The organism is Halobacillus litoralis (genome assembly GCF_009856355.1).
Lineage (GTDB): Bacteria > Bacillota > Bacilli > Bacillales > Halobacillaceae > Halobacillus > Halobacillus litoralis_B.
On record NZ_WMEW01000023.1, the window covers coordinates 1 to 13800 of the forward strand.

The 13800-nt window shown below is 36.4% G+C and carries 17 protein-coding genes; 10 read left to right on the forward strand and 7 right to left on the reverse strand.

The window, feature by feature from the left end; all coding sequences use genetic code 11:
• Together GLV97_RS19460 and GLV97_RS19465 are read right to left on the reverse strand one after the other, a co-directional pair.
• On the reverse strand, nucleotides 1-450 hold a 450-nt coding region (locus GLV97_RS19460), incomplete at its 3' end, for a relaxase/mobilization nuclease domain-containing protein (protein WP_160890391.1).
• Nucleotides 417-746 carry a MobC family plasmid mobilization relaxosome protein gene (locus GLV97_RS19465; protein WP_160839962.1) on the reverse strand — a complete coding sequence of 110 codons (330 nt, stop codon included), beginning with the start codon at nucleotides 744-746 and terminating at the stop codon, nucleotides 417-419. The genes GLV97_RS19460 and GLV97_RS19465, both read right to left, overlap by 34 nt.
• Before the next feature lie 479 nt (nucleotides 747-1225).
• Here GLV97_RS19465 and GLV97_RS19470 point away from each other — a divergent pair, with 479 nt between their 5' ends.
• Together GLV97_RS19470 and GLV97_RS19475 are read left to right on the forward strand one after the other, a co-directional pair.
• The gene (locus GLV97_RS19470; protein ID WP_160839961.1) at nucleotides 1226-2086 is read left to right on the forward strand and encodes a hypothetical protein; all 861 of its coding nucleotides are present in this window, start codon (nucleotides 1226-1228) and stop codon (nucleotides 2084-2086) included.
• Nucleotides 2087-2206: 120 nt separating this feature from the next.
• The gene (locus GLV97_RS19475; protein ID WP_160839960.1) at nucleotides 2207-2467 is read left to right on the forward strand and encodes a hypothetical protein; all 261 of its coding nucleotides are present in this window, start codon (nucleotides 2207-2209) and stop codon (nucleotides 2465-2467) included.
• 91 nt (nucleotides 2468-2558) lie between these two features.
• On the opposite strand, the gene GLV97_RS19480 is transcribed toward GLV97_RS19475, so the two are convergent.
• The gene (locus tag GLV97_RS19480; protein ID WP_160839959.1) at nucleotides 2559-3056 is read right to left on the reverse strand and encodes a site-specific integrase; all 498 of its coding nucleotides are present in this window, start codon (nucleotides 3054-3056) and stop codon (nucleotides 2559-2561) included.
• A gap of 323 nt (nucleotides 3057-3379) precedes the next feature.
• Nucleotides 3380-3736, reverse strand: coding sequence for a hypothetical protein (locus tag GLV97_RS19485; RefSeq protein ID WP_160839958.1), 357 nt, complete (start codon nucleotides 3734-3736; stop codon nucleotides 3380-3382).
• A 464-nt stretch (nucleotides 3737-4200) separates the two neighbouring features.
• On the opposite strand from GLV97_RS19485, the gene GLV97_RS19490 reads away from it, so the two are divergent.
• The 8 genes from GLV97_RS19490 (at nucleotide 4201) to GLV97_RS19525 (ending at nucleotide 10344) form a co-directional block, all read left to right on the forward strand.
• Nucleotides 4201-4815, forward strand: coding sequence for a MerR family transcriptional regulator (locus GLV97_RS19490; RefSeq protein ID WP_160839957.1), 615 nt, complete (start codon nucleotides 4201-4203; stop codon nucleotides 4813-4815).
• A 435-nt stretch (nucleotides 4816-5250) separates the two neighbouring features.
• Nucleotides 5251-5517, forward strand: coding sequence for a hypothetical protein (locus GLV97_RS19495; protein ID WP_160839956.1), 267 nt, complete (start codon nucleotides 5251-5253; stop codon nucleotides 5515-5517).
• Nucleotides 5518-5668: 151 nt separating this feature from the next.
• Nucleotides 5669-5857, forward strand: a complete 189-nt coding sequence (locus tag GLV97_RS19500) for a hypothetical protein (RefSeq protein WP_160839971.1) — start codon at nucleotides 5669-5671, stop codon at nucleotides 5855-5857.
• Between the two features lie 95 nt (nucleotides 5858-5952).
• Nucleotides 5953-6408 (forward strand): sigma factor-like helix-turn-helix DNA-binding protein, encoded by a 456-nt coding sequence (locus GLV97_RS19505; protein ID WP_160839970.1) that lies wholly within the window; start codon nucleotides 5953-5955, stop codon nucleotides 6406-6408.
• Nucleotides 6409-6546: 138 nt separating this feature from the next.
• Nucleotides 6547-6801 (forward strand): hypothetical protein, encoded by a 255-nt coding sequence (locus GLV97_RS19510; RefSeq protein WP_160839969.1) that lies wholly within the window; start codon nucleotides 6547-6549, stop codon nucleotides 6799-6801.
• Between the two features lies 1 nt (nucleotide 6802).
• On the forward strand, nucleotides 6803-7588 hold the full coding sequence (locus tag GLV97_RS19515) for an N-acetylmuramoyl-L-alanine amidase (RefSeq protein ID WP_160839968.1): 786 nt from the start codon (nucleotides 6803-6805) through the stop codon (nucleotides 7586-7588).
• 105 nt (nucleotides 7589-7693) lie between these two features.
• Complete coding sequence (locus GLV97_RS19520; protein ID WP_160839967.1) at nucleotides 7694-9853, forward strand: glycoside hydrolase domain-containing protein; 2160 nt, start codon at nucleotides 7694-7696, stop codon at nucleotides 9851-9853.
• A gap of 116 nt (nucleotides 9854-9969) precedes the next feature.
• Nucleotides 9970-10344, forward strand: coding sequence for a hypothetical protein (locus GLV97_RS19525; protein WP_160839966.1), 375 nt, complete (start codon nucleotides 9970-9972; stop codon nucleotides 10342-10344).
• A gap of 20 nt (nucleotides 10345-10364) precedes the next feature.
• Here the strand turns inward: GLV97_RS19525 and GLV97_RS19530 are convergent, their stop codons facing one another.
• The 3 genes from GLV97_RS19530 to GLV97_RS19540 form a co-directional block, all read right to left on the reverse strand.
• Entirely contained in the window at nucleotides 10365-10892 is a 528-nt protein-coding gene (locus GLV97_RS19530; RefSeq protein WP_160839965.1) for a YcxB family protein, read from the reverse strand.
• 321 nt (nucleotides 10893-11213) lie between these two features.
• Nucleotides 11214-11375 carry a hypothetical protein gene (locus GLV97_RS19535; RefSeq protein WP_160839964.1) on the reverse strand — a complete coding sequence of 54 codons (162 nt, stop codon included), beginning with the start codon at nucleotides 11373-11375 and terminating at the stop codon, nucleotides 11214-11216.
• Between the two features lie 1494 nt (nucleotides 11376-12869).
• The coding region (locus tag GLV97_RS19540) for a relaxase/mobilization nuclease domain-containing protein (RefSeq protein WP_160890392.1) at nucleotides 12870-13800 on the reverse strand (931 nt) is incomplete at its 5' end.

The following is a 13800-nucleotide window of genomic DNA, read 5'->3' on the forward strand; positions in this document are numbered from 1 at the left end:
CCCTGCTTTAATGTTTTCTGCTATGGAGAGTCCTCTTCCCTTACATAATCGGTCACTTTCCTCACGAACTTTATCAATCGCTTCTTTTCCATGAGCATGATATTTCCTGCCATCTTCCGGATGCACGGAATTAATGATGATGTGATTATGGATATGTTCTTTATCATCATGCGTATATATCATGACTTCATGACCCGGAGCTAATTTTTCAGCTAGTTCCAGTCCTATTTTATTGGCTTGGGCCGGAGTGATTTCCCCTGGCTTAAACGATTGAATTACGTGATGCGCCTGAATACCGTTATTCTTACTCCACATTTCTCTCGTAGCCTTCATTTGGGCTTTGGCCACCTCGGGAAACGTATTTACTCCTTCTTTCTCGACCGCTCTTTTTTCACAGTACGAGATTAGCCGATTAGCTACTTTTGTATGGCCGAGTTGAATTGTTGCCATATAGCCTGCAGCTCCTTTTGTACCTCTTTTAATTCCTCAGCAGGAATTGTATGTCCCTGATTGGCTCGCCGGCTGATCTGGTTCACATTGTTACCGATTGCTCGCAATTCCCGGGCCATCTCAAATGCTCCTTCTCGATCAATCTTCGGCGGTCGCATTCTCGCCCCTTGTGCCTTCTTTTTCGCAAAAGAAGGCACACTCATTTGAACGTTTTTCGCCATCTGCTCAAGACGTTCAAATTCGTCGTCGCTCACTCGAAATTTGATCTGTCGGTTCTCATTTCGGTTCTCTTCCAAGCCCGCCCCTCCTTTTCAAATGGGTACCATTTGAAAGCTATTCTTCAGATAGTTTCACCGTGGTGTTGAAACTATCATACATCATAGCATGAGGGTTGGCAAGCTCTACAAATGGTACCCATTTGAGCTTGTTGGGGGTTTCCCCCAATCGCTTTCGCTCCCCCTTTGAAATACAAAAGCGTTCGCCTATTAGGCGAGTAAAATTATCTATTCTTTTTAGAATAGATAATTTTACAAGTTCAAATCCATTCCAACTGACGTTTGATTTTCAAACGTCAGTTGGAATGCGGAATATCGGAATACTCAAAATGAGTATTCCGATAGAAGTTCATTATTCTAAAGAGGTTCTGATCTAAATACCATCATTATAAAAAAGGATTACTCGTATTCTTTGTAGAATTATGGAAAATTATGGTTAATATGAATATGTTTGTGATCATGAGATGCAATGATTTTTACAATTATAGAGGAGGTTAAGTATGGCAAGGGATCCTATCGGAAGAAAAAAGAGAAGAAGGTTGAGAAGAGAAGTCGGTTTTGGCTGCCCAGTGGAAGACTGTAGAGTTCCTTTTCTCGAATATCATCACTTTGACCCTCCTTATAATGAAGGGGAAATGCATAACGAAGACGGAATGATAGCTCTTTGTCCAATTCATCATAGGCAAGCTGATCAAAGAGCTTGGTCAATTGAAGATTTACGTGAAATGAAAAGAGCTAATAATAGGGGGGAACCTAAAGGCAAGTTAGGTTGGAGTATTGATAAAGGCATTGTAATATCAGGAGGTAATTATTTCTTTTCAACTTCATTAACTATGAGAATTAAGGGGAAAGAATTATTTAAATTAGAGCAAGATCATAAAGGGAAAATTCTTGTTAATGCCTTGCTGTGGAATAATAAGAAAGAAATCATAGCTGAAATTAAAAATAATGATATGTTAATAAATCATATGAGAGTAGAAGATATTGATTGTATGGCTTCAGGTAAAGAAATTCTTTTTAAAGCACCCGATGATTCTAATCATGTAAGAATTAGATTCGAACGCCAACCCATTGAGGAATGCTTGTCTAAAGCAAAAAACACTCTGGATGAGAGTATTGTTGAAAATGTTTTATCTGATATAAAAGAACGTGTGGATAGTGGAATGGTAAATGTTATAGAGTTTAGTACTGCTATAAAAGAAGATGATTTTACCTTCCATGCTGGAGACTCTAAAATCACTTTTGATTTTAGAAAAGCAGGGTTAGATAAGGCAGAATATTATGGCAGAGCACACGGAGTCAATGGAGCTCTCAATATTGCTCAGAAAGATGGGAAAGAACTAATATACTTAGGTAAATAAGGTTTTTAAAGGTTAAAATATATTAAAAGGTCAATATAGGGTATTATCTACTAAAAGACCTTAATCTTAATGTTTTTACAAAGTTAGAAGGATAAAACATAAAAAGAAAGGGTTAATAACGTGTACACTTACACTGAAGAAGAAAAGTACAATATTCAAAAAAAGATTGAAGACATTAAAAATAAATTACCAGATAGAGCAGAATTAGAATTTGATTATGAAAACAATGCACTTCATGTACGAGCAAATAAAAGTCTGCATTCAAATTTTAGGAGACAAGGTAAAATTAAAAGTAAGTCTAAAATTTTCGAAGAGAAAATAAAACCTGAAGATATAAGAGAGAGCAAGGTACTAAGAACGTATGATGATTTAGATCAATGATTCTAAATCAAAATGAAACTTCCCAGGAAGGACGGGGCATTATAAACCGTTCGCATATGCAAACGGTCCCCTTATTCTCTTCTGTTCATGTTTACAAAGAGAAATCTTCCAAGGCTTGATCGACCATGTCATCACTAATTCCAATGTATTGTAACGTGATCGAAGGGCTAGAATGGCCAAAGATCTGCTGCAACATGGCCACATCCTTGGTTTTCTGATAAAAGTGATACCCGAACGTCTTTCGCAAGGTGTGCGTGCCGATCGGTCCGGGGACCCCGCAGACCTCCGCAGCTTCATGAATAATGCGCCAGGCTTGGGTCCGATCAATCGAGCCTCCTTTTTTGGAAGGAAACAAGGCATCGGACGCGGCTTTGCCCCGGATGTACTTATCGATTTCACTGCGCAAATTGGGGGTCATTTTGATTTTTCGAATGTTCCGTGTTTTCTTTTCCCGGATCCGCAGATAGGATGTGTCCTGGACATCCAACACCCGCAGGGGCAAAATATCGCTGATTCGCAGGCCGGAATTGATGCCGAAGGTAAATAAAAAATAATCCCGGTAGCTTTTATGTAGCAAATACGTTTTCATTTCCCGGATTAAATCCGGGTCCCGGATGGGTTCGACGCTCTGTTGGCCGAGACGTGGGGGCAATTGGATCACCTCTTATATGTTGTTTAGAATACAACACTTATTTTATTATGTTTTATTATACCATGTGTGAACCTATATAAAAGCCCGGATATCCTTGGTTTATCAAGGATATCCGGGCTTTGTTCGTTTGGTTTCACATGAAACATAATGAATATTATGTTTCATTACTATCATGGTTGTGTACTTATGTAATCTCATCAGGATGTAATTTTATAATTCATAAAAAAAGAGAGGCACGCTTGACCTCTCTTTTTTATTTACTAGTGAATAACATAGAAGTTGTCGGATTCGATACGACGGTAGCTTTGGTTTGGAATAGTGTTATGCAAAACAATTCGAGTAAGCCCTTCGTTAATCCCTGTAAATTCACGATCTGAATAACTATCTAAGTGACAGTAGCCTGAACGCCCTGCAATGAAAACCCATTCACCATCTACATAGCGTTGGAGCTCCATCTCCCAGTCTGAGCCATAACCACCAGCACCGGGAGTGTAACCCATATTAATCTGAATGCTTACTGGTACATGGTCTCCTTCAGGAGCGTTGTCATCGACAGTCATTTGAAATGGTAGATCCCCTCCAATAGGTGAGTATTGTTCCCAATATTCATAAAGCATTTTGCATTCCTCCTTTCAAGCCAATAATATCAAAGCTAATACCTAACCCGCGTATGCAAAAAATCTAAGAAAAGTAGCTTTTATAACTATAAAAGAAGCTAATCATTAGCAAGTAATAAATTGACTTTTATAGTAGGCTTCAAGAGTTCAAATGCTCCTAGCAATGTCCTATTATTCGTAGCTAACAGTTTAATCAGTTCTGTCGTGGTCCACTATCATCATGTTTCGTGAACGCTTTATCTTTTCTTGAAAATATTTAAATTGGTCTTTCTTGTAACTGAATAGATTATTCAGTAGAATACACCATGAGTACTAACTAAGTTTAGAGTGTATTAGCTAAGCCCATATACAATGATTTCATATCTAGGTCTGGAAGTTGGATAAAAACCTTGTATTTTTTCATAACCACCCTTTAATATTAAGGAAACAAGGTTTATATATAGGTTTCTGGGAGGGTTATAAATATGAATAAGGGAGAGAATCAAGGTTCAGGTAATCCAGATCTAAACTTGGTTGAGGGTTTTACGGTGAAAGAAGTTGCCACGTACTTAGATGAAACTCCAAACGTTATTAGGAATTGGTTTAAGGAGTTAAGGAAGTACGTGCCGCATGAAAAAAGTAGTAATGGTTATAACATATACAAACAGGAGGGGATAGAACGTTTTAAAGAAATACAATCTCTACACAGAGAGCAAAACTGGAGCATGAAACAGATTGAATATTACTTTGCTACTGGGGGAGAATCGTTTAGACCTGAGCCTGAAAAAACCAGCGGGGAATTACTAGCCGAAGAACTAAGAGCTTTGCGACAAGAAATATCAGCTTTAAGGGAGGATAATAAATCAATAAAAAAACAGCTAGACCATCAAGATATGAGGATGGATAATCAAGATAATTTTCATAAAACTTTGATCCAACGTATAGAACAAGTAAATATAGATCGCGACAAACAGTTGGAAACCATCAGGCAACTGGCTACTCCAGCAGAATCTAATAATGCAGATAACCAAGATACTATCCAAGATAAGAAGCAGTCTGATAAAAAAAGCTTTTGGTCACGTTTGTTTGGTGCACAGTAAATTAATTAAGACTTAAAGAAACAAAATTAATTAATACATCTAATTTTAGAAGGACCCTGAAGTATATCTCCTTTTCTTGCCTAGAATTACTACATTAAAACACAACTATTAGGGAGGTGAGGACACATGGGAGTTAGGAAAAAACTGTTTAGATTTTTGGAAGTTGTTAGGAAAACCAGACAGCAAAGCATCTGGGATATTATCGGGTAAAGCTCAACATGAGTTAGGTTTAGAAGTGCACACAAGACAACAATTGAAGAAGTTAGGGTATAGTCAGAAGGAAATTGAGAAACGTATTAGTAAACAAAAGCGGAATTTACCTAACTAAATTTAAGGTTTCGGATATTTATTAGTTCTACTTTTATTATAGAAACTACAACTGGTGAACATACTAGGGCATCATTGTATTTATTTAGAGAGAAAGGGTGATAGATGATGACAAAAAAAGATGAGGGAACAAATAATTCAGTGAATGAGGATGCTAATAAAGAAGATAGCAATATCAATAACGATTTCCTTGATAATATTGTAGGTAAAAAAACCACAAAAGAAAAAACGCACGTGTTTAAGGGATTTTATCTTGAACGCGAGGTGGCAAATGTTATTGATGAGAATGCAGCAGGCAAACCTAAAGGTGTTAAATCGGAAATTGTAAACGAATCACTTAAAAGAGTATTTAAAGAGATGGGATGGATGGAATAGCGGTATTTGGTAATGAAAACAACAGTGTTTTAAAAATATAGCTTAAGAATTTTTAAATAAGTCCTAGCAGGCTTATTTTTTTTTTGTTAAATATAAGCTATACTTTAAACAGAACAAACGTTCTGGTTTTTTGTAAAGGAGTGCTATTTATATGCAGCAAAAAAAACATTTATTAATGATTATCTGCAAACATTGTAAAAATCCAATTAAAGTTGGGAAGTATCTGGAACCTTTTTTGTTTCATACTAATTCATTTAACTGTCCTAAGTGTGAGGAAGTTTTAGAAGTAACTGAAGAATTAAAGGAATACATTTTGGCTTCAAGTTATGAAGAATTCTAGTGTTAATGAACCCTAACTAAGATATTGATATCGATATTAATATCTTAGTTAGGGTTACAACATATTTATCTACAAGGGTAAGGAGGACTAAACTTATGGAAAAAACAGAAAGATCGAAAAATATTAAAAGGCTAGAAAAACATTTAAGAAATTACCAGACGTATAATGCAGGTATTAAGAATCTTCATAGTCAATTAGAGTTTGTTTTACCCAATATGCCAAAAGGTTATGAAATTCAAAAGGATCTAATCTCCTCTTTCAATATAAAAGGAGAAAACGAATATGTGCTGATAGATAGAATAGAAAGTAGAAGGGCAATAGAAATTCATGAAAATCTTTACGAGTACAAACTAATAATCAGTGCAATAGATAAAGCCTTGGAAGTATTGGATGATATCGAACACCACTTCATTTGTTACAGATATATTCAAGGGATGACAATCCAAAAAACCGCGCTAAAACTAGGATATAGTGAGAAGTATATTTTTAATATAAGAAACCAAACTTTTGAAAAGCTGTTAATTTCTTTAAAAGGAATACTACAGTTTTAATCGCTTCAGTTTTTCAGTACTTTTAAAAGGTCTGTACCGTTACCCCTACTGTTAATATACAAAGTAATCCTCATTTATCGGTCATCATTTGATTTAGATGATCTGATAAAAAACTTAATTGAAAGGAGGAAAAATAACATGGAGTTCTCTGTGTATGGAGTTGCCCTCATTCCTTTGGTGACAGCAATAGTAGAAATGGTTAAATCACTTGGTATGTCTAAAAGATATAGTATGATCGTTGCTTTATTGATGGGAGTGGTATTTGGAGTGTTTTATATTGCGCCATACGATCTCAAAGCAGGTGTAATTGCCGGCTTAGTATTAGGTTTATCTGCAAGTGGATTTTATAGTGGAGCTAAGCAAATCACAAAGAGGAAACCTAAGGAGGGGTAGAATGTCGGCCAAGGTTATTTTAGACCCGGGCCATGGAGGTCATGATCAAGGAGCGAGCGGTAATGGTTTAAAAGAAAAGGATGTTGTCTTGAAAATAGCCAAGTACACTAATGAAATATTAGAAAATAATTACGAAGAAGTAGAAACTCGCTTAACTCGAAAAAGTGATTACTTTGTGGATCTCCTTCAACGTTCAGAATTCGCGAACGAATGGGGAGCTGATTATTTCGTTTCATTTCATATTAACGCATTTGATGGTTCTGCCCAGGGGTTTGAATCCTATATTTATAATGGTTTGCCAGAAGATAGTAAGGCGGAAAAGTTCCAAAATGCTCTTCATGAAGAGATTTTAAAAGAAGCTAAGTATTTTTATGATAGAGGTCTAAAAGAAGCTAACTTTTCAGTTTTACGTGAAACAAATATGCCAGCTATTTTAACAGAGAATGGTTTTATTGATAGTGAAAAGGATGCAAAACACCTAAAATCAAATGAAGATCTGCGAAATGTTGCATTAGGACATGCTAAAGGAATTGCAGAAATAGCGGGATTAAATTTGAAAGACAGCAATGAAAAAAAGAAAAGCGAGGTAGTAGCTGGCACATTTTCAAACTATGAGAATGCTCAAAATAAGGGTGAGATTCTAAGTGATCAAGGAGTAGATAATTATGTTAGGAAATCAGGCAATTACTTCGAAGTAGTAGCTGGCACCTTTGAGAACAATGAGAATGCAAAAGATATGGTCATAACATTAAAAAATTTTGGGATTGATTCCTATGTAAAACAATGAATCATAGAAATGTAGCTACGATTTTTTAACCATAAGGTTTCAACAAAAGTTAGATTAATATATCAATATTAATATTGATATTAATATTATTAAGGGGTGAATGGAATGGATTCAATGGTTTTAGAAGTACAAAAGTGGTTGAATGATACTTATAAAGGGAGAAAAGGTTACGATGTAATTCCGGAAGATGGTTACACTGGTAATACTACGGTAGGAGCATTGATAGTTGGTCTTCAAATTGAGATGGGGATCACCAATCCTGTGCCCAACTTTGGACCTGGTACAAAAGCTGCGTTTCCTGGATTATCCAAGCAAAGCCTTGGTGAAGAACCTACTAACATGAATAAGATTCTACAAGGTGGTTTTTGGTGTAAAGGTTATAACCCGGGAGGATTTACAGGTAATTTCTTTGGAGGAACAGAAAGTACGGTTAAAGATTTTGAAGTAGATGTTGGACTAGTACCAAGTGGTTATGTTGATGCAAAATTAATGGAAGCAATTTTAAATACAGATGGATTTGAACTGGCGAGGACATATCCAAACTATGTAAGAGAAATGCAACAAATTTTAAATCAAAATTATAGTATGTATTTTCCTTATATTCCAACAAATGGTGTTTATGAAAGGAAAACAAGCGAAGCTCTTATTTATGCTTTCCAACACGAAATTGGGATAGGAAATATTGCTAATGGTTATTACGGAAATGGTACACTTGCTAATACACCTACTCTTGCTCCGGGTAATGGCCAAGATAGGCTAAATAGAATTCTGCAGTTTGCTTTAGCCGTTAATGACTATTATCCAGGAAGTTATAACGGCATTTATGATAACTCTGTCGAGAGTGCAGTTCGTGAATTTCAAGAATTTATGACCCTTCCTGCTACGGGTACAGCTGGTAAAGCAACAATCAAACAACTTCTAACAAGTAATGGCTTAACATCTCGTAGTGCTCCTGCGTGTGACGCTTCTACTATAGTTGATCGAGCGAAAGCTGAAACCTTAGTTAGTCGGGGGTATAATACTATAGGTAGATACCTCACTGGTACCGTAGGAGGATCTAGATCTAAAGCTATGACTAACGAAGAGCTGGAAATATTGGAAGAGTACAATATTAATGTTTTCCCTATCTATCAGGACGGAGGATTTTACGCAAGTTACTTCAACCATAATCGAGGATCTGGAGATGGTTTAAGAGCGCATAAGACTGCAGAAGATTTAGGGTTTCCTGAAGGTACAACTATCTACTTTGCGGTCGACTTTGATGCCTATGATTTCCAAGTTACTAACTTAATTTTACCTTATCTAAATGGTGTGAAAGAATCATTAGAATCTCAAGGCTCCAAATACAATTTAGGTGTGTATGGTCCAAGAAATATCTGTATACGTGCTTACGAAAACCCAAGTATCCAAGCAAAATACAGCTTTGTTGCTAACATGTCTACAGGGTTTAGTGGGAATCTGGGTTACCCTATGCCACGAAACTGGGCATTTAGTCAATTTTATGAATATACAGTAGGTTCTGGTGATGGTGCTATTGGCATTGACAAAAATGATATGTCGGGAAGAGATAAAGGAGTAAGTAGTGTTAATCCATCAACAGGATCAAGAAATGAAAAAGAGGAAAAACTATACGATGCTATGTTGGAAGTAGGAAGCTCCTTACCTGGATTTTTCTCAAATGAAGCTATATTTGGACCGAAATTTATTTTTAACAAAACCTACAAAATAGTTGATCTTCCAAAATTTAATGTATATTTAGAAACAGATACTAGCTTCAGTCCAAACAGTGATGCAGACCAAATTATGATTAGTGAAGGTAAAGTGGGTTATGACCTTCAAGATATAATAGGAGATGATTTGAAAGCTAATCTGAGTGCTGAACGGATGGACAAGTACGCTAACCAATTAGACGGCTTAGGAGCTAGTGTTGGAAATGGGATGATTGAATTTTCTTCTGATTTTACATCTACCACTCATACTCTAAAAGTAACCGCGTACAAAGATTCGATTGAAGTTGATGGGACGAAAACAGACTTAGCTGTATCCATAATTTATGAATTAGAAGTTGATACTACAGCCCCTTCTTATCAAAAAGTACGTGAGGCTCAAGTAAGTTTAGAAACTGTAGCATTATGCTTAGCTGCGCTGACAGCAGGAGCATTACTTTTAATTTATGTGTCACCCGTTGTTATAAGTGTGGCAGCGACTTCTGCTTTCCTAGTAGGGATTGGAGATAAGATATTCCAAGAAGATGATTCAGCATGAAAAAAAGACATAGGGGAGTCTCCCCTATATCTTTTTTTAACCCCTATAAAACTTGTGATAAACTTATCTATAGTGATATTTACCAATTATTTTAAAGGATTTAAGGAGAGACAAACTTGGATAAATTTATGAAAGTAATATATGTCGCAAGCCTGCTAGGTGTATTAATCGGATTGTTTATGGATTGGTTCTCATTAGCGTTCTGGTCGTGGAGTGGTTTACACCATTGGACCGGTTCATTAATTGGGGTCACCACTGCCATTACTCTTACTGTTTTTTTAATAATTCCCAGACAAACTTCCATACGTTTCTTGACTATCTTAATTCCTTCATTCGTTATCCTCCAATGGATTATGATGAGCCCTTGGTTTCCTGGTAATGAGGGAGGTAACTTAAACACTGCTTTAGGAATGACAAAGGGCGGATTTTACTTCACTTTACTAAGTGCTCTTATCGCGGTTGCTTCTTATATTCGTTATACGAAGAAGTAGGATAGCTTCCAATTAGATAGTTAATGGATTTTGACTTTTTTTGAATCCATATTTCTAGTAACTAGTTTTTTAAAAAAGATGATATCTTCCTTTGTGGAAAAGTAACGCTTGGGTATAACAAGGCCTTTATTTTTAGATGTATATAACCGAAACATATCCTCGTGTTCCAGAACTGCTATAAAATCATTCCATTCAAAATAAGTATTTGACTTCCTTACTTTAGAATTTATACCATCTTCATTAATGATATATCTCAATTCGTTTTGAAGAAGTTGGTCACTGCTATACTCCTTTCGAACGCGTAAGTGTAATAATCCAGCTAATACCAGTGTGAAAAAACACGCAATTAATGTAGAAAAAAATAAATATAAAGGAATAACCGCAACCAGCCCTCCTGTAATAAAGAGAGAAGATAACCACAGGCCAACTAAGAAAACAAAAATAAAATATCCAATCATCATTTTCTTATGATGATGAAGGTTGTGTTTCTTATAATCCTCAAAGGTTAAGTTTCCCTTAGCTAAGACTTCTTTTTCATTAGGTACCATAACCTCAACCCCAATATTATTAAAGTATTTATTTTATTACCTCATAACCGATAGATCCCAACAATCATCGGAAAATATAAGTGAACCATCGCTCCCTTAGTAGATTAAATTCTATCATATCAAGTTGGCTATACTCTACTACCATGAGCATAATCTATCTTACTGGCCAGAGTAATGTTATCTGATTAATGACATTAATTGTAAGTTCGTTCATTGAGATTATTAGCTCTACGCGAATCAAAAGAAGGAATAAGTGCATGTTGCTTACCCTCAGTGTATTTCTCTATATTTTATTTATTACGAGGGTTGTGCTATGTATTTCTATTTATTTACATTTTCTTCCGCCGTTGGTTCTTCGTAATTATCTTCATCGAATTTAAGATCTTGATAGATCAAGTATGCGAAAGTAAATCCTATTAGTATTAAAATTGAACACATTACGGTTAAAAGGACTTTAGTTATATTTTTAAGAATTTTTTTCATACTTTTCCTCCTTTTATCTAAAAAAAGTCCTTTTTTGAAGAAATTGCCCACGAGCCACAAATATGAATGTGTGTTTATTGTAAGAAATGTCTGTCATGCAATCTTCCTTTCTGGGTTTTTGTAGTCAATTGTGTCCTGAAAACTAACCCTAGTAATTTCAAATCTAAAAAGATCTGTTAGTTTTAATTTACAACAGTAGCCCTTTGTGCAAATCCATGCAAAAGATTCTGCTAGTTTATTCCCTCAATTCTATTGATTTGATAGAGTGTAAGGGGTAAAATTGTCATTATAAATACATACGGACAAATAAAAAAGCCATTTCCTTGATGATAAGTTTTGGCGAACTTATCGGAAATGACTTTCCCTGTCTCCACCGACCAAAGCGACACAGGGTAAAATACTAAGATATAGTTAATTATATACGGTTTACATAGCAAATTTCAACCGTTATAAATAATTTTTCAAAGGTGTATTTTACCCGGCTTTCCTCTCATTGGTAGGAAGCAGGGTAAAGTACACCTTTTTTATGTTGTTCCAACGTGGAAAGCCTACTAACACGTTGAGAAAATAAACTTGATAGGTTATGTCTTAGCCGATGCAATAATTAAGACTAGGACACTATGAAAACGCTCCCTATTGCGTTGGTGTCTGAAGGGTGAAAGCTACCTTAGTGCTGATCGAAGGAAGGATGTTGCAACTACGGTTGCAGTAGGACAAGCTGCAAGTAAGAATACTCGGTTATTCTGAACCTACCAGGGGCATTTGAAGTAGTAAGCTTGTCTAGAAGAAATTCTATCGTTAATAGGGATACACTACGGACACCTCGTAATTCCTGACGGATGTTGTCCTTCTGTAGAACGACTACTACTTACATTGACATTTTTAATTTTTGTCGATGTAGGTAGTCGTTCTATGCCTTCCGTTTTCCTCGACAAGCCTTCAGGATGTTGCCTTCGTTCCACTTTTGCAAGCATAAATACTTAGGAAAGATTAGACATCTCAACGAGGCTAAAGAATAAACGGTCTTGCTCACATAAGATTCTGTACTCTATAGGAGCTAAGATAAGAAGATCTATATAGAAGGGATCATTTAAGGGTGGGGGATGTATGATATTGAGTATTTGCTAAAGTCCTGGTCTTGGACTTTTGGAAAACGGAGATATCCAAGCAACCGAAGGGCGGTAGGGGGTTCTGTATGAGAACGGGGGTACCGTTTCTAAATGGAAACCGTTGCTGTATAGTAATAATGGTTTATGTTATACTTAAGGCAAATAGCGACAATTTAAATATTGTCATGGCATCACCCCCTTAAAGGGGAAAGAGCTCCCTGTTTGCGCAGGGAGCTCTTTTTATGGATTTAAAAATTCTTAAGGTGTTTCAATGCCAAATACTCCTAACAAAGCTTTTACCCCTAAGTATATGGGCACAAGGAATACAGAGGTTGCTAGACCGTATTTTGCTGCATCTAACCAGTAATTTATAAGAATTCCTTTTTTAACGTTCGATATCGTTCTCTTTGCTCTGTTGTCGATCTCGTCTAAGCTTTTGTTTGTCCGGCTCTTCATCTCGTTTAAGTTGCTCTCGGTGGTCTGGAGCACTTTCCCTGTTTTCTCGCTGAAATTTTGCTCGATCTTCTCCAGTTGCTGAACGATCTCGTTTTGGAGTTGATTCACTTTTTGAATGGTCTTTTGATTGTTCTGACTCATGAGGTTGGCGCCCGTTTCCATAGTTTTTATAAGTCTCTCTTCTTGATCTTTCAAGAGTTTCTCTTGCGCTTGTAAAGTCGAATTCATCCTCTGCTGAACGGTTTGGCTCGTCTCTCTGATGTCGTTCAACTCTTGTTGAGTGGTCATTTTCGAGTCGGTGTCCCTGTCGATTTGCGTGCTGACGTAACCTTTCAGAATTTCCATTAACTTCTGACTTTCCTCTATATGGTTCTGCAATTCTTGATAACTCTGGATTTCCCTGTTCGTATGATAAGGTGGCTGTTCCTCGCTCCTGGCTTGGTTGGTCTGTTCGGGTTTCCTTTGTGATTTCAAACTCACGCTGCAACGTCTCCTTTTCATAATCATTCCCCAGCTTGGAGCCACGAACTTTCTTGTTTTTATCGGGGTGCGTAAATGTAATGTTCTTTCCACGCTCTTTCATGTCAATGTTATGTTTTTCTTTTAAACTCATTTTCAATTCTTCATATGTTTGGGAGACCTGTTTTTCAAGGTCAATTTTCTCTCGAATATCATCTTTCCAACTGAATTTCTCTCGATCAATTAAGCCTTTTTCTGCTTGGGTGTAACGAACCCCTGCTTTAATGTTTTCTGCTATGGAGAGTCCTCTTCCCTTACATAATCGGTCACTTTCCTCACGAACTTTATCAATCGCTTCTTTTCCATGAGCATGATATTTCCTGCCATCTTCCGGATGCACG